The sequence below is a fragment of the Streptomyces viridiviolaceus genome (assembly GCF_014650995.1).
In the GTDB taxonomy this organism is placed as follows: Bacteria; Actinomycetota; Actinomycetes; order Streptomycetales; family Streptomycetaceae; genus Streptomyces; species Streptomyces viridiviolaceus.
Map to the genome: position 1 here is coordinate 68,703 of NZ_BMWA01000019.1, position 22,638 is coordinate 91,340.

Annotated in this window: 19 protein-coding genes; 3 read left to right on the forward strand and 16 right to left on the reverse strand. The window is 69.7% G+C overall.

Translation table 11 applies throughout. The annotated features are described in order from the left end of the window. Positions 1–11 precede the first annotated feature (11 nt). The 15 genes from recQ to IE260_RS26575 form a co-directional block, all read right to left on the reverse strand. A complete protein-coding gene (recQ, locus tag IE260_RS26505) occupies positions 12–1,988 on the reverse strand; it encodes a DNA helicase RecQ (RefSeq protein ID WP_189876110.1) in 1,977 nt (658 codons plus the stop codon). A gap of 188 nt (positions 1,989–2,176) precedes the next feature. Further along, positions 2,177–3,835, reverse strand: a complete 1,659-nt coding sequence (gene nuoN, locus IE260_RS26510) for an NADH-quinone oxidoreductase subunit NuoN (protein WP_189876112.1) — start codon at positions 3,833–3,835, stop codon at positions 2,177–2,179. Further along, positions 3,832–5,403 (reverse strand): NADH-quinone oxidoreductase subunit M, encoded by a 1,572-nt coding sequence (locus IE260_RS26515; RefSeq protein ID WP_189876114.1) that lies wholly within the window; start codon positions 5,401–5,403, stop codon positions 3,832–3,834. The genes nuoN and IE260_RS26515 overlap by 4 nt, the downstream gene beginning before the upstream one ends. A gap of 5 nt (positions 5,404–5,408) precedes the next feature. After that, positions 5,409–7,373 (reverse strand): NADH-quinone oxidoreductase subunit L, encoded by a 1,965-nt coding sequence (gene nuoL / locus IE260_RS26520; protein WP_189876115.1) that lies wholly within the window; start codon positions 7,371–7,373, stop codon positions 5,409–5,411. A 14-nt stretch (positions 7,374–7,387) separates the two neighbouring features. Next, positions 7,388–7,687 carry an NADH-quinone oxidoreductase subunit NuoK gene (nuoK, locus tag IE260_RS26525; RefSeq protein ID WP_004927567.1) on the reverse strand — a complete coding sequence of 100 codons (300 nt, stop codon included), beginning with the start codon at positions 7,685–7,687 and terminating at the stop codon, positions 7,388–7,390. Then, positions 7,684–8,526 carry an NADH-quinone oxidoreductase subunit J gene (locus tag IE260_RS26530; RefSeq protein ID WP_189876117.1) on the reverse strand — a complete coding sequence of 281 codons (843 nt, stop codon included), beginning with the start codon at positions 8,524–8,526 and terminating at the stop codon, positions 7,684–7,686. Before IE260_RS26530 ends, nuoK begins: the two co-directional genes overlap by 4 nt. After that, entirely contained in the window at positions 8,523–9,164 is a 642-nt protein-coding gene (nuoI, locus tag IE260_RS26535; RefSeq protein ID WP_189876119.1) for an NADH-quinone oxidoreductase subunit NuoI, read from the reverse strand. The genes IE260_RS26530 and nuoI overlap by 4 nt, the downstream gene beginning before the upstream one ends. Continuing rightward, positions 9,157–10,533, reverse strand: coding sequence for an NADH-quinone oxidoreductase subunit NuoH (gene nuoH / locus IE260_RS26540; protein ID WP_189876121.1), 1,377 nt, complete (start codon positions 10,531–10,533; stop codon positions 9,157–9,159). The genes nuoI and nuoH overlap by 8 nt, the downstream gene beginning before the upstream one ends. Then, the gene (locus tag IE260_RS26545) at positions 10,530–13,034 is read right to left on the reverse strand and encodes an NADH-quinone oxidoreductase subunit G (protein ID WP_189876123.1); all 2,505 of its coding nucleotides are present in this window, start codon (positions 13,032–13,034) and stop codon (positions 10,530–10,532) included. The genes nuoH and IE260_RS26545 overlap by 4 nt, the downstream gene beginning before the upstream one ends. Continuing rightward, entirely contained in the window at positions 13,031–14,383 is a 1,353-nt protein-coding gene (gene nuoF, locus IE260_RS26550) for an NADH-quinone oxidoreductase subunit NuoF (protein ID WP_189876125.1), read from the reverse strand. Before nuoF ends, IE260_RS26545 begins: the two co-directional genes overlap by 4 nt. After that, positions 14,380–15,252 (reverse strand): NADH-quinone oxidoreductase subunit NuoE, encoded by an 873-nt coding sequence (nuoE, locus tag IE260_RS26555; RefSeq protein WP_189876127.1) that lies wholly within the window; start codon positions 15,250–15,252, stop codon positions 14,380–14,382. The genes nuoF and nuoE overlap by 4 nt, the downstream gene beginning before the upstream one ends. Then, positions 15,249–16,589 carry an NADH-quinone oxidoreductase subunit D gene (locus tag IE260_RS26560; protein WP_189876129.1) on the reverse strand — a complete coding sequence of 447 codons (1,341 nt, stop codon included), beginning with the start codon at positions 16,587–16,589 and terminating at the stop codon, positions 15,249–15,251. Before IE260_RS26560 ends, nuoE begins: the two co-directional genes overlap by 4 nt. Continuing rightward, a complete protein-coding gene (locus IE260_RS26565; protein ID WP_189876131.1) occupies positions 16,586–17,326 on the reverse strand; it encodes an NADH-quinone oxidoreductase subunit C in 741 nt (246 codons plus the stop codon). Before IE260_RS26565 ends, IE260_RS26560 begins: the two co-directional genes overlap by 4 nt. Further along, positions 17,323–17,877, reverse strand: coding sequence for a NuoB/complex I 20 kDa subunit family protein (locus tag IE260_RS26570; protein WP_055635348.1), 555 nt, complete (start codon positions 17,875–17,877; stop codon positions 17,323–17,325). Before IE260_RS26570 ends, IE260_RS26565 begins: the two co-directional genes overlap by 4 nt. Before the next feature lie 13 nt (positions 17,878–17,890). Continuing rightward, positions 17,891–18,250 (reverse strand): NADH-quinone oxidoreductase subunit A, encoded by a 360-nt coding sequence (locus IE260_RS26575; protein WP_030420561.1) that lies wholly within the window; start codon positions 18,248–18,250, stop codon positions 17,891–17,893. Positions 18,251–18,993: 743 nt separating this feature from the next. On the opposite strand from IE260_RS26575, the gene IE260_RS26580 reads away from it, so the two are divergent. Further along, entirely contained in the window at positions 18,994–19,839 is an 846-nt protein-coding gene (locus IE260_RS26580) for a C40 family peptidase (RefSeq protein ID WP_189876133.1), read from the forward strand. 166 nt (positions 19,840–20,005) lie between these two features. Further along, complete coding sequence (def, locus tag IE260_RS26585; protein ID WP_189876135.1) at positions 20,006–20,635, forward strand: peptide deformylase; 630 nt, start codon at positions 20,006–20,008, stop codon at positions 20,633–20,635. On the opposite strand, the gene IE260_RS26590 is transcribed toward def, so the two are convergent. Next, on the reverse strand, positions 20,636–21,970 hold the full coding sequence (locus IE260_RS26590) for a geranylgeranyl reductase family protein (protein WP_189876137.1): 1,335 nt from the start codon (positions 21,968–21,970) through the stop codon (positions 20,636–20,638). It lies immediately after the preceding gene. 47 nt (positions 21,971–22,017) lie between these two features. Between IE260_RS26590 and IE260_RS26595 the strand changes: the two genes are divergently transcribed. Further along, positions 22,018–22,542, forward strand: a complete 525-nt coding sequence (locus IE260_RS26595; protein WP_189876139.1) for a GNAT family N-acetyltransferase — start codon at positions 22,018–22,020, stop codon at positions 22,540–22,542. Positions 22,543–22,638: the final 96 nt, after the last annotated feature.

The window sequence follows — 22,638 nt, forward strand, 5'->3', positions numbered from 1 at the left end:
GCCGGCGCCGCCTATATCCAGTCCTCCGGCTCCGGCTCCGGCTCGGGCCACTCGTCCGCGTCCGGACCGGCACCGCTCACCGGCGCCGGGGCCGGGGCCGTCTCGCCGGCCGGTGCGCCCAGCCCGGCCAGCACCGCCAGCACTCCCTCCCCGTAGGTCGCCAGCTTCTTCTCGCCGACGCCGCTGATGCCGCCGAGCTGCCCGATCGACGTGGGCCACACCGTGGCGATCTCCCGGAGCGTGGCGTCGTGGAAGATGACGTACGCGGGCACGCCCTGTTCGCGGGCCTGCTCCGCGCGCCAGGCGCGCAGCGCCTCGAAGGCGGGGAGCAGTTCCTCGGGCAGGTCGGCCGCGGCGGCTTTGGGCTTGCGGTCCCCTCGGGTGCCCGCCGCCCGCGCGGCGGCCTGCTTCTTGGGCTCCTTGCGCAGCGGCACCTCCCGCTCGCGCCGCAGCACCGCTCCGCTGGCCTCGGTCAGCACGAGCGTGCCGTACTCCCCCTCGACCGCGAGCAGGCCCTGGGCGAGCAGCTGCCGTGCGACGCCCCGCCACTCACCCTCGGTCAGCTCCTCGCCGATGCCGAACACGGAGAGCTGGTCGTGGTCGAACTGGATCACCTTGGCGGTGCGCTTGCCCAGCAGGATGTCGATGATCTGCCCGGCGCCGAACTTCTGTCCGCGCTCCCGCTTCAGCCGCACCACCGTGGACAGCACCTTCTGCGCCGCGATCGTGCCGTCCCAGGTCTCGGGCGGGGTCAGGCAGGTGTCGCAGTTGCCGCAGCCGGACGGGTCCGCTTCCTGTCCGAAGTAGGCGAGGAGCTGCCCGCGGCGGCACTGGGCGGTCTCGCACAGGGCGAGCATCGCGTCCAGGTGGGACTGGGCCCGCCGGCGGAACGCCTCGTCACCCTCGCCGGACTGGATGAGCTTGCGCTGCTGTATGACGTCGTTGAGTCCGTACGCCATCCAGGCCGTCGAGGGCAGTCCGTCCCGTCCGGCTCGGCCGGTCTCCTGGTAGTAGCCCTCGACCGACTTGGGCAGGTCGAGGTGGGCGACGAACCGCACGTCCGGCTTGTCGATGCCCATCCCGAAGGCGATGGTCGCCACCACGACCAGGCCCTCCTCCCGCAGGAACCGGGACTGGTGCGCCGCGCGGGTGCCCGCGTCCAGACCCGCGTGGTACGGCACCGCCTCGACACCGTTGCGCGTGAGGAACTCGGCCGTCTTCTCGACCGAATTGCGCGAGAGGCAGTACACGATGCCCGCGTCCCCGGGGTGCTCCTCGCGCAGGAAGCTCAGCAGCTGCTTCTTGGGGTCCGTCTTCGGCACGATCCGGTACTGGATGTTGGGCCGGTCGAAGCTCGCCACGAAGTGCCGCGCCCTCGGCATGTTCAGCCGCTCGGTGAGCTCCTGGTGCGTCGCGCGCGTCGCCGTGGCCGTGAGCGCGAGCCGGGGCACGTCCGGCCAGCGCTCGCCGAGCAGGGACAGGGCGAGATAGTCGGGCCGGAAGTCGTGGCCCCACTGCGAGACGCAGTGCGCCTCGTCGATCGCGAAGACGGAGATCTTCCCCCGGGTGAGCAGGTCGAGGGTGCCCTCCAGCCGCAGCCTCTCGGGCGCCAGGTAGAGCAGGTCCAGCTCGCCGGCGAGGAACTCGGCCTCCACCACGCGCCGCTCGTCGAAGTCCTGCGTGGAGTTGATGAACCCGGCGCGCACCCCGAGTGCCCGCAGCGCGTCCACCTGGTCCTGCATCAGCGCGATGAGCGGTGAGATCACGATGCCCGTGCCGGGCCGCACCAGGGCCGGGATCTGGTAGCACAGCGACTTCCCGCCGCCGGTGGGCATGAGGACGACGGCGTCCCCGCCCGCCACCACGTGCTCGACGACCGCTTCCTGCTCGCCGCGGAAGGCCTCGAACCCGAAGACCCGGTGCAGCGTGGCCAGCGCCTCGCTGTCCGTCGACCCTGCCATCTCGCCGATCACGCCCGTCCCGCCCATCGTCCTGTCCCCCGTACGTCCTGCCTCGTCCGTCCTGCCTCGGCCACTGCATCCACGATAGGGGTCCGCGCCGACAGCCCCCGGAGTTATCCACAGGCTCCCGGCCCCGAGCAGCGCGACGGCCCGGTTCCCCGCGTGCGGAACGCGGGGAACCGGGCCGCTGCCGTGCAGGGACGCGCGCCGCTGCGTCAGCGCACGAAGACTCCCGCCTGACCCGCCAGGTCCAGGAAGTACTGCGGCGCCACACCGAGCACCACCGTGACCGCCACACCGACGCCGATCGCCGTCATGGTCAGCGGGGACGGCACGGCGACGGTCGGGCCCTCGGGCCGTGGCTCGCTGAAGAACATCAGCACGATCACGCGGATGTAGAAGAACGCCGCGACCGCCGACGAGATCACACCGATCACGACCAGCGGGGCCGCACCGCCCTCCGCCGCCGCCTTGAACACGGCGAACTTGCCCGCGAACCCGGAGGTCAGCGGAATGCCCGCGAAGGCCAGCAGGAACACCGCGAACACGGCGGCCACCAGTGGCGACCTGCGTCCGAGCCCCGCCCACTTCGACAGGTGCGTCGCCTCGCCCCCCGCGTCGCGCACCAGCGTGACCACCGCGAACGCGCCGATGGTCACGAACGAGTACGCGGCCAGGTAGAAGAGGACGGACGAGACACCGTCCGGCGAGGTCGCGATGACACCCGCGAGGATGAAGCCCGCGTGCGCGATCGACGAGTACGCCAGCAGTCGCTTGATGTCGGTCTGCGTGATCGCGACGATGGCGCCGCCCAGCATGGTGACGATCGCCACGCCCCACATCACCGGCCGCCAGTCCCAGCGCAGGCCCGGCAGGACGACGTACAGGATCCGCAGCAGCGCGCCGAAGGCCGCCACCTTGGTCGCCGCCGCCATGAAGCCGGTCACCGGCGTCGGCGCGCCCTGGTACACGTCCGGTGTCCACATGTGGAACGGCACCGCGCCCACCTTGAACAGCAGGCCCATGACGAGCAGCGCGGCGCCGACGAGCAGCAGTGCGTCGTTGCCCATGGTGTCGGCGAGCGCCGGGGTGACGTTCTGCACCGTGCCGTCGACGACCTGCGCGATCGTCCCGTACGACATCGAGCCCGCGTAGCCGTACAGCAGGGCGATGCCGAACAGTGTGAACGCCGAGGCGAACGCGCCGAGCAGGAAGTACTTGACCGCCGCCTCCTGCGACATCAGCCGCTTGCGGCGGGCCAGCGCGCACAGCAGGTACAGCGGCAGGGAGAAGACCTCCAGGGCCACGAAGAGCGTCAGCAGGTCGTTGGCCGCCGGGAAGATGAGCATGCCGGCCACCGCGAAGAGCAGCAGCGGGAACACCTCGGTGGTGGTGAAGCCGGCCTTGACCGCCTTCTGCTCGCCCTCGCTGCCCGGTACGGCCGCGGCCTGCGCGGCGAAGGAGTCGACACGGTTGCCGTGCGCCGCGGGGTCGAGCCGCCGCTCGGCGAAGGTGAACAGGCCGATCAGTGCCGCCAGCAGGATGGTGCCCTGGAGGAAGAGGGCCGGTCCGTCGACGGCGATCGCGCCCATCGCGGCGATGCGCGCCTTGGTCGTGCCGTATCCGTCCGCCGCCAGCGCGACGACCGCGGCGAAGGCGGCCGTGAGCGCGACGACGGACACGAACGTCTGTGCGTAGTAGCGGGACCTGCGCGGGACGAACGCCTCGATCAGCACGCCGACGATCGCCGCGCCGACCACGATCAGGGTGGGCGACAGCTGCCCGTACTCGATCTTCGGTGCGTCGATCTTCGAGAGCGGTTCGGCCGCCGTCGCCGCTGTTGTCCACAGGCTGTGGACGGCTGTTGTGCTCACTTGGCCGCCTCCACCTCGGGCCGGGGGTCCTTCTGTTGTACGTCGGACATGGTCTGCTTCACCGCCGGGTTGACGATGTCCGTGACGGGCTTCGGATAGACGCCCAGGAAGATCAGCAGCGCCACCAGCGGCGCGACCACCACCAGCTCACGCACCCGCAGGTCGGGCATCGCCGACACCTCGGGCTTGACCGGGCCGGTCATCGTCCGCTGGTAGAGGACCAGGGTGTAGAGCGCGGCGAGGACGATGCCGAAGGTGGCGATGATGCCGATCACCGGGTACCGCGTGAACGTGCCGACCAGGACCAGGAACTCGCTGACGAAGGGCGCCAGGCCCGGCAGCGACAGGGTCGCCAGACCGCCGATCAGGAAGGTGCCGGCGAGTACCGGGGCGACCTTCTGCACACCGCCGTAGTCGGCGATGAGCCGCGAGCCGCGCCGGGAGATCAGGAAGCCCGCCACCAGCATCAGCGCGGCGGTCGAGATCCCGTGGTTGACCATGTACAGCGTCGCGCCGGACTGGCCCTGGCTGGTCATCGCGAAGATGCCCATGATGATGAAGCCGAAGTGGGAGATCGACGCGTAGGCGATCAGACGCTTGATGTCGCGCTGGCCCACCGCCAGCAGCGCCCCGTAGATGATGCTGATCAGGGCCAGTACGAGGATGACGGGCGTCGCCCACTTGCTCGCCTCCGGGAACAGCTGGAGGCAGAAGCGGAGCATGGCGAAGGTGCCGACCTTGTCGACGACCGCCGTGATGAGCACGGCGACCGGCGCCGTGGACTCCTGCATGGCGTTGGGCAGCCAGGTGTGCAGTGGCCACAGCGGCGCCTTCACCGCGAACGCGAAGAAGAAGCCGAGGAACAGCCACCGCTCGGTGCCGGTCGCCATGGTCAGCTCGCCGCTCGCCCGGGCCTCGGCGATCTCGGTGAGCGAGAAGTTGCCCGCGACCACGTAGAGCCCGATCACCGCGGCCAGCATGATCAGACCGCCGGCCAGGTTGTAGAGGAGGAACTTCACCGCGGCGTAGGACCGCTGGGTGGAGGCCGCCTTCTCTCCGTGCTCGTGGGCCCGGTCCCCGAAGCCGCCGATGAGGAAGTACATCGGGATCAGCATGGCTTCGAAGAAGATGTAGAAGAGGAAGACGTCGGTGGCCTCGAAGGAGAGGATCACCATCGCCTCGACGGTCAGGATCAGGGCGAAGAAGCCCTGCGTCGGCCGCCACCGGCTGCTGCCGGTCTCCAGCGGGTCGGCGTCGTGCCAGCCCGCGAGGATGATGAACGGGATCAGTACGGCGGTCAGGGCGATCAGCGCAACGGCGATGCCGTCCACGCCCAGCTCGTACCGGACGCCGAAGTCCGCGATCCACGCGTGGGACTCGGTCAGCTGGTAGCGGTCGCCGCCGGGGTCGAAGCGGATCAGGACCGCGATCGCCAGCGCGAGCGTGGCCAGCGAGAACAGCAGCGCCAGCCACTTGGCCACGGTGCGCTTCGCGGCCGGCACGGCGGCCGTGGCGATGGCCCCGACGGCCGGGAGCACCGCCGTCGCTGTCAGCAGGGGAAAGGACATCGGTATCAGACCGCCCTCATCAGCAGGGTCGCGGCGACGAGGATCGCCGCGCCGCCGAACATCGAGACCGCGTAACTGCGCGCGAAGCCGTTCTGCAGCCGGCGCATCCGCCCGGACAGGCCGCCGACCGACGCCGCCGTGCCGTTGACGACCCCGTCGACCAGGGTGTGGTCGACGTAGACCAGCGAGCGCGTGAGGTGCTCGCCGCCGCGGACCAGGACGACGTGGTTGAAGTCGTCCTGGAGCAGGTCGCGCCGGGCGGCCCGGGTGAGCAGCGAACCGCGCGGGGCGACGGCCGGAACCGGGCGGCGGCCGTACTGCGCCCAGGCGGCCGCCACGCCGATGACCATCACGGCCACCGTGGACACCGTGACCGTCATGGCGCTGATCGGCGCGTCACCGTGGTCGTGCCCGGTGATGGGCTCCAGCCAGTGCAGGAAGCGGTCGCCGATGCTGAAGAACGCGCCGCCGAACACCGATCCGACCGCCAGCAGGATCATCGGGACCGTCATGACCCTCGGCGACTCGTGCGGGTGCGGCGGGGTGTACTCGCCGCGGGTCTCGGCCGCGGGTTCCACGTCCGGCTCGGCCGGGGACGGCGTCGGGGCGTTCCGCCAGCGCTCCTCGCCGAAGAACGTCATCAGCATCACGCGCGTCATGTAGTACGCCGTGATGGCGGCGCCCAGCAGGGCCGCGCCGCCGAGGATCCAGCCCTCGGTGCCGCCCTTGGCGAACGCCGCCTCGATGATCTTGTCCTTGGAGAAGAAGCCGGACAGGCCCGGGAAGCCGATGATGGCCAGGTAGCCGAGGCCGAAGGTGATGAACGTGATCGGCATGTACTTGCGCAGTCCGCCGTAGCGGCGCATGTCGACCTCGTCGTTCATGCCGTGCATGACCGAACCGGCGCCGAGGAACAGCCCGGCCTTGAAGAAGCCGTGCGTCACCAGGTGCATGATCGCGAAGATGTAGCCGATGGGGCCGAGGCCCGCGGCCAGCACCATGTAGCCGATCTGCGACATGGTCGACCCGGCCAGTGCTTTCTTGATGTCGTCCTTGGCGCAACCGACGATCGCACCGAACAGCAGCGTGACCGCGCCGACGATGGTGACCACCAGTTGGGCGTCCGGCGCGCCGTTGAAGATCGCCCCGGAGCGGACGATCAGGTACACGCCCGCGGTCACCATGGTCGCGGCGTGGATCAGGGCCGAGACCGGGGTCGGGCCCTCCATCGCGTCCCCGAGCCAGGACTGCAGCGGCACCTGGGCGGACTTGCCGCAGGCGGCGAGCAGCAGCATCAGGGCGATCGCGGTGAGCTTCCCCTCGCCCGCCTCGCCCGCGAGCCCGGCCTCCCCGTGGCCGCCGAGCACCGGCCCGAAGGCGAAGGTGCCGAACCACAGGAACATCAGCATGATCGCGATCGACAGGCCCATGTCGCCGACGCGGTTGACCAGGAACGCCTTCTTGGCCGCCGTGGCGGCGCTGGGCTTGTGCTGCCAGAAGCCGATCAGCAGGTAGGAGGCGAGACCGACGCCCTCCCAGCCAACGTACAGCAGCAGGTAGTTGTCGGCGAGGACGAGCAGCAGCATCGCCGCGAGGAACAGGTTCAGGTAGCCGAAGAAGCGGCGGCGGCGCTCGTCGTGCTCCATGTACCCGACCGAGTACAGGTGGATCAGCGAGCCGACGCCGGTGATCAGCAGGACGAACGTCATCGACAGCTGGTCGAGCCGGAAGGCGACGTCGGCCTGGAATCCCTCCACCGGGATCCAGCTGAACAGGTGCTGCGTCAGGGTGCGGTCGTCGGCGCCGCTGCCGAGCATGTCGGTGAAGAGGACGACACCGATCACGAAGGACGCGGCGGCCAGCAGCGTGCCGATCCAGTGGCCGACGGCGTCCAGCCGGCGTCCGCCGCACAGCAGGACCGCCGCTCCGAGCAGGGGCGCCGCCACCAGCAGCGCAATCAGATTCTCCACGATTCAGCGACCCCTCACAGCTTCATCAGGCTGGCGTCGTCGACCGAGGCCGAGTGGCGGGAACGGAACAGGGACACGATGATCGCCAGCCCGACCACGACCTCCGCGGCGGCGACGACCATCGTGAAGAAGGCGATGATCTGGCCGTCGAGGTTGCCGTGCATCCGGGAGAAGGCGACGAACGCGAGGTTGCAGGCGTTGAGCATCAGCTCGACGCACATGAACACGACGATCGCGTTGCGCCTGATCAGCACCCCGGTGGCACCGATCGTGAACAACAGGGCCGCGAGATAGAGGTAGTTGACGGGATTCACTTCGACGCCTCCTCGGCCCGCTTGAAGTTCGCCGGTTCGATCGCGCCGCGTTCCAGCCGCTCCTCGGCACGCTGCTCCAGGGCCTTGAGGTCGTTGAGCGCCTCCGTCGACACGTCGCGGATCTGGCCCCGTTCGCGCAGCGTCTTGCTGACGGTGAGCTCGGACGGGGTGCCGTCGGGCAGCAGTCCCGCGATGTCGACGGCGTTGTGCCGGGCGTACACACCGGGGGCAGGCAGCGGCGGCAGGTACTTGCCGTCCCGGACGCGCTGCTCGGCCAGCTCGCGCTGGGTCTTGGCGCGCTCGGTGCGCTCGCGGTGGGTGAGCACCATGGCGCCCACCGCGGCCGTGATGAGCAGGGCGCCGGTGATCTCGAAGGCGAAGACGTACTTGGTGAAGATCAGGGACGCGATGCCCTCGACGTTGCCGTTCGCGTTCGCCTGGCCGATTCCGCTGAACTCCTTCAGGGAGGCGTTGCCGATGCCGGCGATCAGCAGGATGCCGAAGCCGAGCCCGCACAGCAGGGCCAGCCAGCGCTGGCCCTTGATCGTCTCCTTCAGGGAGTCCGCCGCGGTGACACCGACCAGCATCACCACGAACAGGAACAGCATCATGATCGCGCCGGTGTAGACGACGATCTGCACGACGCCGAGGAAGTAGGCGCCGTTGGCGAGGTAGAACACCGCCAGGATGATCATGGTGCCGGCGAGGCAGAGCGCGCTGTGCACGGCCTTCTTCATGAAGACGGTGCACAGGGCGCCGATCACCGCGATCGTGCCGAGGATCCAGAACTGGACGGCCTCTCCGGTGGAGGTGGAGTAGGCGGCGAGCTGCGCGGTCATCGGCGGATCACCTTCTCCGACGCCGGTTCCTCCTCGCCGAACGTGGAGGCGGCCTCCTGGACGACCTCGCCCTTGGAGTGGGCGACCTGGCGGACCGTGCCGGGCGCGGCCTCGGTCACCAGGCCCCGGTAGTAGTCCTGCTCGTCCGTCCCCGGGTAGATGGCGTGCGGGGTGTCGACCATGCCCTCGTCCAGACCGGCGAGCAGCTGCTCCTTGGTGTAGATGAGGTCGGCGCGACTGGAGTCGGCCAGCTCGAACTCGTTGGTCATCGTCAACGCGCGCGTGGGGCACGCCTCGATGCACAGGCCGCACAGGATGCAGCGGGCGTAGTTGATCTGGTAGACGCGGCCGTAGCGCTCACCGGGCGAGTAGCGTTCCTCGTCGGTGTTGTCAGCGCCCTCCACGTAGATCGCGTCGGCGGGGCAGGCCCACGCGCACAGCTCGCAGCCGACGCACTTCTCCAGACCGTCCGGATGGCGGTTGAGCTGGTGCCGTCCGTGGAAGCGCGGAGCGGTGGTCTTCTGCTGCTCCGGGTACTGCTCGGTCAGCCGCTTCTTGAACATGGCCTTGAAGGTCACGCCGAAGCCGGCCACGGGGTTCTGGAAACCGGGCTTGGTCTCCTTGGGCTCCTCAGCCATCGGACGCCTCCTTTCCATCCGTAGATCCACCCAGAGGTCCGTCACTCTGAGTATCGGGCCCGCCACTGACAATCAGCTCCCGCTCGCGGCGCGGGCGGCGTCGCGGCACCGGCGGCAGTTCCTGCCCCGGCAGCGGCGGCACGGGGAACCCGCCGGCCATCGGGTCGAAGGCGACCGGCTCCTCGACGGGCCGGTCGGCCTGCTTGGCCTTGTCGCGGTACATGTCGACGACGAAGGACAACAGCAGCAGGACCAGCACGCCGCCGCCGATGTAGAGGGCGATGTCGGCGAAGTCGTAGTTCTCGTTCCTGAGGGCCCGGACGGTGGCGACGAGCATCAGCCAGACCAGGGAGACCGGGATGAGGACCTTCCAGCCGAGCTTCATCAGCTGGTCGTAGCGGACCCGTGGGAGCGTGCCGCGCAGCCAGATGAAGAAGAACAGCAGCAACTGGACCTTGACGACGAACCAGAGCAACGGCCACCAGCCGTGGTTCGCGCCCTCCCAGAAGGTGCTGACCGGCCACGGGGCCCGCCAGCCGCCGAGGAACAAGGTGGTGGCCACGGCCGCGACCGTCACCATGTTCACGTACTCGGCGAGCATGAACATCGCGAACTTGATCGACGAGTACTCGGTGTTGAACCCGCCGACCAGGTCGCCCTCGGACTCCGGCATGTCGAAGGGGGCGCGGTTGGTCTCGCCGACCATCGTCACGATGTAGAGGAGGAACGAGACCGGCAGCAGCAGGATGTACCAGCGGTCGCCCTGCTGCTCGACGATCGCCGAGGTCGACATCGATCCCGAGTACAGGAAGACGGAGGCGAACGCGGCGCCCATCGCGATCTCGTAGGAGATCATCTGCGCGCAGGACCGCAACCCGCCGAGCAGCGGGTACGTCGATCCGGAGCTCCAGCCGGCCAGCACGATGCCGTAGATGCCGACCGAGGCGACCGCGAGGATGTACAGCATCGCGATCGGCAGGTCGGTGAGCTGCATGGTGGTGCGGTGACCGAAGATCGAGACCTCGTTGCCGGCCGGCCCGAAGGGGATCACCGCGATCGCCATGAAGGCCGGAATGGCCGCGACGATCGGCGCGAGGATGTAGACCGCCTTGTCCGCGCGCTTGACGACGACGTCTTCCTTCAGCATCAGCTTCACGCCGTCGGCGAGCGACTGGAGCATGCCCCAGGGGCCGTGCCGGTTCGGGCCGATGCGCAGCTGCATCCAGGCGACGACCTTGCGCTCCCAGACGATGGAGAACAGCACGGTCACCATCAGGAAGGCGAAGCAGAAGACCGCCTTGACGACGACCAGCCACCAGGGGTCGGTGCCGAACATCGAGAGGTCTTCAGCGGCGAGGTACGGGCTCATGCCTCCACCTCCTTGGGGGCTACGCCTGCGGGCGTCGCCGGGCCGATGCGGACGAGGGATCCGGGCAGCACCCCGGCGTCGGAGGCGACGCCGGTACCGGCCGAGTTCAGCGGGAGCCAGACCACCCGGTCGGGCATGTCGGTGATCTGCAGCGGGAGTTCCACGACCCCCGCGGGACCGGTCACGGCGAGTACGTCGCCGTCCTTGACGCCCGCCTCGGCGGCCGTGGCGGGCGACACGCGTGCGCGTGCGGCGTGCCGGGTGCCGGCGAGCGCCTCGTCGCCCTGCTGGAGGAGACCGAGGTCCAGCAGCAGCCGGTGCCCGGCCAGTACGGCCTCCCCGGCGGCCGGCCGCGGCAGCGCGCTCGCGGTGTGCAGCGGCTCGGTGGCCCGCGGACCGTCCCAGGCGCCGAGCCGGTCGATCTCCGCGCGCGTGGTGCGCAGATCCGGCAGTCCCAGGTGTACGTCCATGGCGTCGGCCAGCATCTGCAGCACCCGTCCGTCGGAGGGCGCGAGGCGGCGGGTCATCTGGTCGGGCTTGAGCGCAGAGTCGAAGGAACGCACCCGGCCTTCCCAGTTGAGGAAGGTCCCGGCCTTCTCGGCGACCGCTGCGACCGGCAGGACGACGTCGGCGAGTTCGGTGACCTCGCTGGGCCGCAGCTCCAGCGACACCAGGAAGCCGACCTCGGCGAGTGCCTCACGCGCGCGCGCCGGGTCGGGCAGGTCGGCGACCTCCACGCCCGCGACCAGCAGGGCCTGGAGTTCGCCCCCGGCGGCGGCCTCGACGATCTGACCGGTGTCGCGTCCGTAGCGGTGCGGCAGCTCGGCCAGGCCCCAGACCGCGGCGACCTCCTGACGCGCCCGAGGGTCGGTGGCCGGACGCCCGCCGGGCAGCAGCGTGGGCAGCGCACCGGCCTCGATCGCGCCGCGCTCCCCGGCCCGGCGCGGGATCCACACCAGCCGGGCGCCGGTCGCGGAGGCGATCCGTACGGCGGAGGTGAGACCGCCGGCCACGGACGCCAGGCGCTCGCCGACGACGATCACGGCACCCTCGGCGCGCAGCGCTTCGGCGGCCCGGGCACCGTCGCCCTCCAGGCCGACGCCGCTCGCGAGCGCGTCGAGCCATTCGGTCTCGGTGCCGGGAGCGGCCGGCAGCAGCGTGCCGCCGGCCTTGTCCAGGCCGCGGGTGGCGTGCGTGGCGAGGGCGAAGACCCGCTGACCGTGCTTGCGCCACGCCTTGCGCAGCCGGAGGAAGACGCCGGGCGCCTCCTCCTCGGCCTCGAACCCGACCAGGAGAACCGCGGGCGCCTTCTCCAGGGAGGTGTACGTGACGCCCGTGCCGTCGAGGTCGTGGCCGCGGCCGGCGACCCGCGAGGCCAGGAAGTCGGCTTCCTCGAAGCTGTGCACGCGCGCGCGGAAGTCGATGTCGTTGGTGTCGAGCGCCACGCGCGCGAACTTGCTGTACGCGTAGGCGTCCTCGACGGTGAGCCGCCCGCCGGTCAGGACACCGGTCCGGCCCCGCGAGGCGAGCAGACCCTGCGCGGCGATCTGCAGGGCCTCCGGCCACGAGGCCGGCTGCAGCTCCCCTTCGGCGTTGCGCACCAGCGGGGTCTGCAGCCGGTCCCGCATCTGCGCGTACCGGAAGGCGAACCGTCCCTTGTCGCAGATCCACTCCTCGTTGACCTCGGGGTCGTCGGCCGCGAGCCGCCGCATGACCTTGCCGCGCCGGTGGTCGGTGCGGGTGGCGCAGCCGCCGGAGCAGTGCTCGCAGACGGACGGGGAGGAAACCAGGTCGAAGGGGCGGGAGCGGAAGCGGTACGCCGCCGAGGTGAGCGCGCCCACCGGGCAGATCTGGATGGTGTTGCCGGAGAAGTACGACTCGAACGGGTCGCCCTCGCCGGTACCGACCTGCTGGAGCGCGCCGCGCTCGATCAGCTCGATCATCGGGTCGCCCGCGACCTGGTTGGAGAAGCGGGTGCAGCGGGCGCACAGTACGCACCGCTCGCGGTCGAGCAGCACCTGGGTGGAGATCGGCACGGGCTTCTCGTAGGTCCGCTTCTTTCCCTCGAAGCGGGACTCGGCGTTGCCGTGCGACATCGCCTGGTTCTGCAGCGGGCACTCGCCGCCCTTGTCGCAGACCGGGCAGTCCAGCGGGTGGTTGATGAGCAGCAGCTCCATCACGCCGTGCTGGGCCTTCTCGGCGACGGGCGAGGTGAGGTGGGTCTTCACCACCATCCCGTCGGTGCAGGTGATGGTGCAGGACGCCATGGGCTTGCGCTGGCCCTCGACCTCGACGATGCACTGGCGGCAGGCGCCGGCCGGGTCGAGGAGAGGGTGGTCGCAGAACCGGGGGATCTCGATGCCGAGCTGCTCGGCGGCGCGGATGACCAGGGTGCCCTTGGGCACGCTGATCTCGATGCCGTCGATCGTCAGCGTGACGAGGTCCTCCGGCGGGACCGCCGCCTCTCCTCCGCCGGAGGGAGCGCTTGTGGTCACAGTCATGCGTTCACCTCCGTACGGTGATCGGCCCAGGCCGTCGACTTGGCCGGGTCGAAGGGGCAGCCGCGGCCCGTGATGTGCTGCTCGTACTCCTCGCGGAAGTACTTCAGCGAGGAGAAGATCGGCGAGGCGGCACCGTCGCCGAGGGCGCAGAAGGATTTGCCGTTGATGTTGTCGGCGATGTCGTTCAGCTTGTCGAGGTCGGCCATGACGCCCTTGCCGGCCTCGATGTCGCGCAGCAATTGCACGAGCCAGTACGTCCCTTCGCGGCAGGGCGTGCACTTGCCGCAGGACTCGTGGGCGTAGAACTCGGTCCAGCGGGTGACGGCGCGGACGACGCAGGTCGTCTCGTCGAAGCACTGCAGGGCCTTGGTGCCGAGCATGGAACCCGCGGCGCCCACTCCTTCGTAGTCAAGAGGGACGTCCAGGTGCTCGGCGGTGAACATCGGCGTCGAGGAGCCGCCCGGCGTCCAGAACTTCAGCCGGTGGCCGGGGCGCATGCCGCCGCTCATGTCGAGCAGCTGGCGCAGCGTGATGCCGAGCGGGGCCTCGTACTGACCGGGGCTGGCGACGTGGCCGCTGAGCGAGTAGAGCGTGAAGCCCGGGGACTTCTCGCTGCCCATCGACCTGAACCACTCCTTGCCCTTGTTCAGGATCGCGGGAACCGACGCGATGGACTCGACGTTGTTCACCACAGTCGGGCACGCATAGAGGCCCGCGACGGCAGGGAAGGGGGGACGGAGCCGCGGTTGACCACGGCGGCCTTCGAGCGAGTCGAGCAGCGCGGTCTCCTCACCGCAGATGTACGCGCCCGCGCCCGCGTGCACGGTGAGTTCGAGGTCGAGTCCGCTGCCCAGGATGTTCTCGCCGAGGAAGCCCGCCGCGTAGGCCTCGCGCACGGCCGAGTGCAGCCGCCGCAACACGGGGACGACTTCACCACGCAGATAAATGAAGGCATGCGACGACCTGATGGCGTAACACGCGATGACGATGCCCTCGATGAGGCTGTGCGGGTTCGCGAAGAGGAGCGGGATGTCCTTGCAGGTGCCCGGCTCCGACTCGTCGGCGTTGACAACAAGATAGTGAGGCTTGCCGTCCCCCTGGGGAATGAACTGCCACTTCATCCCCGTCGGGAACCCCGCGCCGCCGCGGCCGCGCAGACCGGAGTCCTTGACGTACGCGATCAGGTCGTCCGGCGACATCGCCAGCGCCTTGCGGAGCCCCTCGTACCCCTCGTGCCTCCGGTAGACGTCCAGAGTCCAGGACTCGTCCTCGTCCCAGAAGGCCGACAGCACGGGTGCGAGCAGCTTCTCCGGGCTGGTGTCCTTGATCTCGGTTGCCAAGGTCATCACTCCCCCTCCTCGGCGGTAGGCCCGGCCGGGTGGGACGGGTCGGATGCCGATGTGTCCTGCGGCGCGTCGTGCGAGCTCAGGTGCTCCGTGGGGGACGGCTCGTGCACGACCCGGTCCTGCGGCGCGTCGTGCGGCCCGCCGTCCCGCGGGTGCACCACGCGCGCGGGTGCGGTCTCTCCCTTGGCCAGGCGGAGACCCACCAGCGAGGCGGGACCCGCGCTGCCGCCGGCCGCGACGGCGCCGTCCCGCTCGTCGGGGAAGCCGGCGAGGATCCGGGCGGTCTCCTTGAAGGTGCACAGCGGCGCCCCGCGCGTGGGCGTCACCGGCCGTCCCGCGCGCAGGTCGTCGACGAGGCGCCTGACGCTCGTCGGGGTCTGGTTGTCGAAGAACTCCCAGTTGACCATCACGACCGGCGCGTAGTCGCAGGCCGCGTTGCACTCGATGTGCTCCAGGGTGACCTTGCCGTCCTCGGTGGTCTCGCCGTTGCCGACGCCCAGGTGCTCCTGGAGGGACTCGAAGATGGCGTCGCCGCCCATTACCGCGCACAGCGTGTTGGTGCACACGCCGACCTGGTAGTCGCCGCTCGGCCTGCGCCGGTACATGGTGTAGAAGGTGGCGACGGCGGTGACCTCGGCCGTGGTGAGGCCCAGCATGTCCGCGCAGAACTGCATCCCGGTGCGCGTGACGTGCCCCTCTTCCGACTGCACGAGGTGCAGCAGCGGCAGAAGGGCGGACCGGGAGTCCGGGTAGCGGGCGATGACCTCGCGCGCGTCGGTCTCCAGCCGCGCTCGGACGTCGTCCGGGTAGGCGGGCGCGGGCAGCTCGGGCATGCCCAGGCTGACGCCGCGCTCCGAAGAACTGGTGGTCACCGGTCGACGCCTCCCATCACGGGGTCGATGGACGCGACGGCGACGATGACGTCGGCGACCTGGCCGCCCTCGCACATCGCCGCCATGGCCTGCAGGTTGGTGAAGGACGGGTCGCGGAAGTGGACCCGGTAGGGACGGGTGCCGCCGTCGGACACGACGTGCACCCCGAGCTCGCCCTTGGGCGACTCGACCGCGGCGTACGCCTGTCCCGGCGGGACGCGGAAGCCCTCGGTGACCAGCTTGAAGTGGTGGATCAGGGCCTCCATGGAGGTGCCCATGATCTTCTTGATGTGGTCGAGGGAGTTGCCCAGTCCGTCCGGTCCCAGGGCGAGCTGGGCGGGCCAGGCGATCTTCTTGTCGGCGACCATGACCGGGCCGGGCTGGAGCCGGTCCAGGCACTGTTCGACGATCCTGAGCGACTGGCGCATCTCCTCCAGCCGGATCAGGAAGCGGCCGTAGGAGTCGCAGGTGTCGGCGGTCGGGATGTCGAAGTCGTACGTCTCGTAGCCGCAGTAGGGCTGCGTCTTGCGCAGGTCGTGGGGCAGGCCGGTGGAGCGCAGGATCGGACCGGTGGCGCCGAGGGCCATGCAGCCTGCCAGGTCCAGGTAGCCGACGTCCTGCATGCGGGCCTTGAAGATGGGGTTCCCGGTGGCGAGCTTGTCGTACTCCGGGAGGTTCTTCTTCATCTTCTTCACGAACTCGCGGATCTGGTCCACCGCGCCGGGCGGCAGGTCCTGGGCGAGTCCGCCGGGGCGGATGTACGCGTGGTTCATCCGCAGGCCGGTGATCAGCTCGTAGATGTCGAGAATCAGTTCACGATCACGGAAGCCGTAGATCATGATCGTGGTGGCGCCGAGCTCCATGCCGCCGGTGGCGATGCACACCAGGTGGGAGGAGAGCCGGTTCAGCTCCATCAGGAGCACTCGGATGACCGAGGCCCGGTCCGGGATCTCGTCCTCGATGCCGAGGAGCTTCTCGACGCCCAGGCAGTACGCCGTCTCGTTGAAGAACGGCGTCAGGTAGTCCATGCGCGTCACGAAGGTGGTGCCCTGCGTCCACGTCCGGTACTCGAGGTTCTTCTCGATGCCGGTGTGCAGGTAGCCGATGCCGCACCGGGCCTCGGTGACGGTCTCTCCGTCGATCTCCAGGATCAGACGGAGCACGCCGTGCGTGGACGGGTGCTGCGGTCCCATGTTGACGACGATGCGCTCGTCGTCGGCGCGGGTGGCGGACTGGACGACCTCGTCCCAGTCGCCTCCGGTGACCGTGTAGACGGTGCCTTCCGTGGTCTCGCGCGCCGAGGCTGCGGACGCCGCGGATGCGTTCGAGGTGCTCATGAGTACGACCTCCGCTGGTCCGGAGCCGGGATCTGGGCGCCCTTGTACTCGACGGGGATGCCGCCGAGGGGGTAGTCCTTGCGCTGCGGGTGGCCCTGCCAGTCGTCCGGCATCATGATCCGCGTCAGGGCCGGGTGACCGTCGAAGACGATGCCGAAGAAGTCGTACGTCTCGCGCTCGTGCCAGTCGTTCGTCGGATAGATGGAGAACAGCGACGGGATGTGCGGGTCGCTGTCGGGCGCGCTGACTTCGAGACGGATCACCCGGTTGTGGGTGATCGAGCGCAGGTGGTAGACGGCGTGCAGCTCGCGGCCCTTGTCGTTCGGGTAGTGGACACCGCTGACGCCGGTGCACAGCTCGAAGCGCAGGGCCGGGTCGTCGCGCAGGGTGCGGGCGACGAGGACGAGGTGCTCACGTTCGATGTGGAAGGTCAGCTCGTCGCGGTCGACGACCGTCTTCTCGATGGCGTTGGCGGGCAGGAGCCCCTGCTCCTCCAGGGCGCCCTCCAGTTCGTCGGCGACCTCGTCGAACCAGCCGCCGTAGGGCCTGCTCGCCGGTCCCGGGAGGCGGACCGAGCGGACCAGCCCGCCGTAACCGGAGGTGTCGCCGCCGTTGTTGGCGCCGAACATCCCGCGCTGGACGCGGATCTCCTCACCGCCCTGGCCGCGCTGGCCGGGCAGGTTGGAGGCGGAGAGGTCCTTCTCGGGGTTGACCCCGTTGCCGTTCGCGTCGCTCACCGCAGCAGCCCCTTCATCTCGATGGTGGGCAGGGCCTTGAGCGCCGCCTCCTCCGCCTCGCGGGCCGCCTCCTCGGCGTTCACTCCGAGCTTGGAGTTCTGGATCTTGTGGTGGAGCTTGAGGATGGCGTCCATCAGCATCTCGGGCCGCGGCGGGCAGCCGGGGAGGTAGATGTCGACCGGGACGATGTGGTCGACGCCCTGGACGATCGCGTAGTTGTTGAACATGCCGCCGGAGGAGGCGCAGACCCCCATGGAGATCACCCACTTGGGGTTCGGCATCTGGTCGTAGACCTGCCGCAGCACCGGCGCCATCTTCTGGCTGACCCGGCCCGCGACGATCATCAGGTCCGCCTGTCGCGGCGAGCCGCGGAAGACCTCCATGCCGAAGCGCGCCAGGTCGTAGCGGCCGGCACCGGTGGTCATCATCTCGATGGCGCAGCAGGCGAGGCCGAAGGTGGCGGGGAAGACCGACGCCTTGCGCACCCAGCCCGCGGCCTGCTCGACGGTGGTGAGCAGGAAGCCGCTCGGCAGCTTTTCTTCGAGTCCCATGACTAAAGGCCCCTCAGTCCCATTCCAGGCCGCCGCGCCGCCATACGTACGCGTACGCGACGAAGACGGTGAGCACGAAGAGCAGCATCTCCACGAGCCCGAAAATCCCCAGGGCGTCGAAGGTGACGGCCCAGGGGTAGAGGAAGACGATCTCGATGTCGAAGACGATGAAGAGCATCGCCGTCAGGTAGTACTTGATGGGGAAACGCCCGCCGCCGGCCGGCGTGGGGGTCGGCTCGATGCCGCACTCGTAGGCCTCGAGCCTGGCCCGGTTGTACCGCTTCGGACCGATCAGCGTGGCCATGACCACGGAGAAGATCGCAAAGCCTGCCCCGAGGGCTCCCAGTACGAGGATGGGCGCATACGCGTTCACCGCTCCTCGCTCCTCTCAGTCGGCACTGACTGCTGGCGGTTTGCCTGGACTCACGGCCGCCCCAGCAGTCCCACGAGCCCCGCTCGTCCCGGCGAAGATCGCGAACATGTGAAGCAGGTCACAAGCCCGACTGCCACGCATCTTATGCCCGCCGCTCTGTGATCTGCGACACGGGGTATTGCACAAGCTTTGTGATCTCCACCACCTGACGAAGGATCATGAAGTCGGATGAGCAGTGATCTTCATACAAGAAGCGTTCGACTGGTCACCAGAGGTGACAATTTTACGTGTCATCGCTGATCAGGAGGGGCGTCTCCATATCAAGATGCTTCCCTTGCATGCAAATTGGTGCTGGACGCGATCTCTTGGTAGAGGCGCCCGTTCACACATCAGAGGGAGGGGCGGGGTGCGATGTGGACGCGTGCACGCGTTCACGAGCGCCGCGGGGCCGAATCCGCCCGGGGACGCGACCGCCCCGGTAACCGTTCCGTGACCTCCGCCACATCCATGAGAGGCGCCTGAGAACCGGGCTTGGCCAACTGCCTCAACAAGTGGTAGGCGCGGGGCAATTCGGGCGTAACGATCAAAGTCCGTGATCACAGGCCGATTACGGTGCGCCCGCAATGTCCGTTACGGCGTCAATAAAGGGCGACACGCCCGGGATTCAAGTGCCCCATTGAACAATTGTGGCGCAGGACACGTTTCTTGAAGGTATGGAGGAGCTCCTGATACCGGTTGTACTCATGTCCCACACCGCTCACATACGCAGCCACCGGAAGCCCCGCCGCAGCGCGTCCACTCTCGCGATGCGGGCCGGAGTTGCCGGTGGCGTCCTCAGCACCCTGGCAGTCGCCGGGGCGTCCGGCTCGGCGAACGCGGCCGAGCCGGTGACGCAGACCCTCGAACTGCCCACCCTGACGGCCGACCTGGCCGCTCAGGTCGCCCAGTCCGCGGACGCCACGCAGCAGGCCGCCGCGAGCTACGAGCTGCGGGCCGAGCGCGACGCGGCCGCCGCCAAGGCGGCCAAGGAGGCCAAGGCGGACCTCGCCGAGGCCAAGAAGAAGGCCGCGGAGGCCAAGAAGAAGGCCGAGGAGGCCGCCCGCAAGGAGGCCGCCGAGCGCGCCGCCCGCGCCACCGAGCGCGCCACGCTCAGCGCCTCCGTGGACACCGGCTCCTCCGCGAGCACGGGCAGCAGCGCCGGCTCAAGCACCAGCACCAGCACGTCCACGGCCACCGGTTCGGCCGCCGCGGTCGTCTCCTTCGTCCAGTCGCAGGTCGGCGACGCCTACGTCTCCGGCGGCACCGGTCCCAACTCCTGGGACTGCTCCGGCCTCGTCCAGGCCGCCTTCAAGCAGGTCGGCATCGACCTGCCGCGCGTCTCCCAGGCCCAGTCGACCGCCGGCACCCAGGTGTCGCTGAGCAACCTCCAGCCGGGCGACATCCTCTACTGGGGTGGTGCGGGCAGCGCCTACCACGTGGGCGTGTACGTCGGCGACGGCATGTTCGTCGGCGCGCAGAACCCGTCCACCGGCGTCGCGCTGAAGCCGCTGTCGTACGACCCGCCGAGCGGCGCGGTGCGCGTGCTCTGACGCTCGCACCGGGCACAACCGTACGAAGGGCCGCAGCCGCTCGGGGGCTGCGGCCCTTCGGGCTCTCCCCGCTCTCCCCGCTCTCCCCGCTCTCCGGGCGCTCCTGGCATGCTCGGCGCGGGCCGGCTCTCCACCGGCCCGTCCACGAGACGAAGGAGAGAACGTCATGCCGAGCGTGTTCGTACAGGGGCGGCCCGTCGCCTCCTACCCGCCACTCGCGCCGGAGGCGCTGCGCGGTTCGGTCCGGCGTGTCACCGAGGTCGGCGAAGAGGTGCTGCACAAGCCGTGCCGGGACGTCACCGAGTTCGGTCCCGACCTCGCCGCGCTGATCGACGACATGTTCCGGACGATGTACGTCGCCGAGGGAGCCGGACTGGCGGCCAATCAGGTCGGTGTCGGCCTGCGCCTTTTCGTCTACGACTGCCCCGACGACGACGGTGTCCGACATGTCGGGCACATCGTCAATCCGGTGCTGGAACCGCTCGACCCCGCCGGACGGCGCCTGCTCGACGAGGGCGAGGGATGCCTCTCGGTGCCGGGCGCCGTCATGGACGTACCGCGGCCCGACCGCGCCGTCGTGCGGGGTCTCGACAAGGACGGCGGTCCGCTCCTCGTGGCAGGCACCGGCTACTTCGCACGCTGCCTCGCCCACGAGACCGACCACGTGAACGGTCACGTCTACCTGGACCGGCTCTCCAAGCGTGACCGGCGGGCGGCGCTGCGGCAGTCGGCGGACCGGCGCGAGGAGGTGTTCGCCCGCCGGGCCGCCAACGCCGCCGCTCTCAGCGGGGGCTGATCACGCCTTCGGGGCCACCTTGCTCAGCCCGTTGATGATGCGGTCCATCGCGTCGCCGCCCGTCGGGTCCGTCAGGTTGGCGAGCATCTTCAAGGTGAACTTCATCAGCAGCGGATGGGTCAGGCCGCGCTGGGCCGCGATCTGCATGACCTTCGGGTTGCCGATGAGCTTCACGAAGGCGCGGCCCAGCGTGTAGTAGCCGCCGTAGGTGTCCTTCAGGACGCGCGGGTAGCGCTGCAGGGCCGTCTCGCGCTGGGCCGGCGTCGCCCGCGCGTGGGCCTGCACGATGACGTCGGCGGCGATCTGGCCGGACTCCATGGCGTAGGCGATGCCCTCGCCGTTGAAGGGGTTCACCAGGCCGCCGGCGTCGCCGACCAGCAGCAGCCCGCGCGTGTAGTGGGGCTGGCGGTTGAAGGCCATCGGCAGCGCGGCACCGCGGATGGGCCCGGTCATGTTGTCGGGGGTGTAGCCCCAGTCCTCCGGCATGGACGCGCACCAGGCCTTGAGGACCTCGCGCCAGTCCAGTTCCTTGAAGGAGTCGGAGGTGTTCAGCACGCCCAGGCCGACGTTGCTCGTCCCGTCGCCCATGCCGAAGATCCAGCCGTAGCCCGGCAGGAGGCGGTCCTGCGGGCCCCGGCGGTCCCACAGCTCCAGCCAGGACTCCAGGTAGTCGTCGTCGTGGCGCGGGCTGGTGAAGTACGTGCGGACCGCCACACCCATCGGACGGTCCTCGCGGCGGTGCAGGCCCATCGCCAGGGACAGGCGCGTGGAGTTGCCGTCCGCGGCGACCACGAGCGGCGCGTGGAACGTCACCTCGCGCTTGTCCTCACCGAGCTTGGCGTGCACGCCGGTGATGCGGCCGGTGCGGTCGTCCACGACGGGGGCACCGACGTTGCAGCGTTCGTACAGGCGCGCGCCGGCCTTCTGGGCCTGCCGGGCCAGTTGCTCGTCGAAGTCGTCGCGCTTGCGGACGAGTCCGTAGTCCGGGAAGGAGGCGAGTTCCGGCCAGTCCAGCTGCAGCCGCACGCCGCCGCCGATGATCCTGAGGCCCTTGTTGCGCAGCCAGCCGGCCTCCTCGGAGACGTCGATGCCCATCGCCACGAGCTGCTTGGTCGCGCGCGGGGTCAGGCCGTCGCCGCAGACCTTCTCCCGGGGGAAGGCGGTCTTCTCCAGCAGGAGCACATCGAGCCCAGCCTTGGCCAGGTAGTACGCGGTCGTGGAGCCGGCTGGCCCCGCGCCCACGACGATCACATCGGCGGTGTTGTCGGAGAGGGGCTCGGTCACGGCGGGATCTCCCCAAGGTTCGAAATCTGCGTGCCGACGGGCACTGGACATGGGCAGTCTATTCAGCGTCACCGATCACCCGGCTGAAGGGCTGCCCCGTGAACCGAGCTCTCCCCGCTGTACGGCTGCGCGTCCCCACCGACGAGGACGCCGTCGCCTGGCACCGGATCTTCGACGATCCGGACGTCATGGAATTCCACGGCGGGAGGTCCGCGGAGCTGTCCGTCTACGAGGAACTCACCGCCCGCCAGCGCCGGCACGACGCCGAGCACGGTTTCTGCCTGTGGACGGTGCTCGACGAGTCCGGTCAGGCGATCGGCTTCACCGGCGCCCAGCCGTGGCCGCAGGACTGGGGCCCCAAGGGCGAGATCGAGATCGGCTGGCGGCTCGGCCGGGCGCACTGGGGCAAGGGGTACGTCACCGCCGCGGCCCGGCAGACGCTGGAGCGGGTGCGCGCGGCCGGCGTGGCCGAGGTGGTCGCGATGGTCAACGCCCGCAACACCCGGTCCATCGCGGTCACCCGGCGGCTGGGCATGCGCCTCGCCGAGGTCTTCACGACCCCGGTCTCCCAGCAGCAGGGCCACTGCTACCGGCTGGGCCTGGTGACCCCGACGGTCGAGTGACCCGACACCGAAGAGTGACACACCGTAATCCTCTGTTACGGAACGCCACTTGATGCTTCCGGCCGGTGCGCGGCGGGGCTACTCTGCCCGTACCGC

Coding starts and splice junctions, on each gene's coding strand:
- IE260_RS26530 (WP_189876117.1), bottom strand. CDS start 8,526: ATGACCGCGCAGCTCGCCGCCTACTCCACCTCCACCGGAGAGGCCGTC.
- IE260_RS26580 (WP_189876133.1), top strand. CDS start 18,994: ATGTCCCACACCGCTCACATACGCAGCCACCGGAAGCCCCGCCGCAGC.
- IE260_RS26515 (WP_189876114.1), bottom strand. CDS start 5,403: ATGTCCTTTCCCCTGCTGACAGCGACGGCGGTGCTCCCGGCCGTCGGG.
- nuoH (WP_189876121.1), bottom strand. CDS start 10,533: ATGAGCCCGTACCTCGCCGCTGAAGACCTCTCGATGTTCGGCACCGAC.
- IE260_RS26560 (WP_189876129.1), bottom strand. CDS start 16,589: ATGAGCACCTCGAACGCATCCGCGGCGTCCGCAGCCTCGGCGCGCGAG.
- IE260_RS26545 (WP_189876123.1), bottom strand. CDS start 13,034: ATGACTGTGACCACAAGCGCTCCCTCCGGCGGAGGAGAGGCGGCGGTC.
- def (WP_189876135.1), top strand. CDS start 20,006: ATGCCGAGCGTGTTCGTACAGGGGCGGCCCGTCGCCTCCTACCCGCCA.
- IE260_RS26590 (WP_189876137.1), bottom strand. CDS start 21,970: ATGTCCAGTGCCCGTCGGCACGCAGATTTCGAACCTTGGGGAGATCCC.
- nuoI (WP_189876119.1), bottom strand. CDS start 9,164: ATGGCTGAGGAGCCCAAGGAGACCAAGCCCGGTTTCCAGAACCCCGTG.
- recQ (WP_189876110.1), bottom strand. CDS start 1,988: ATGGGCGGGACGGGCGTGATCGGCGAGATGGCAGGGTCGACGGACAGC.
- IE260_RS26570 (WP_055635348.1), bottom strand. CDS start 17,877: ATGGGACTCGAAGAAAAGCTGCCGAGCGGCTTCCTGCTCACCACCGTC.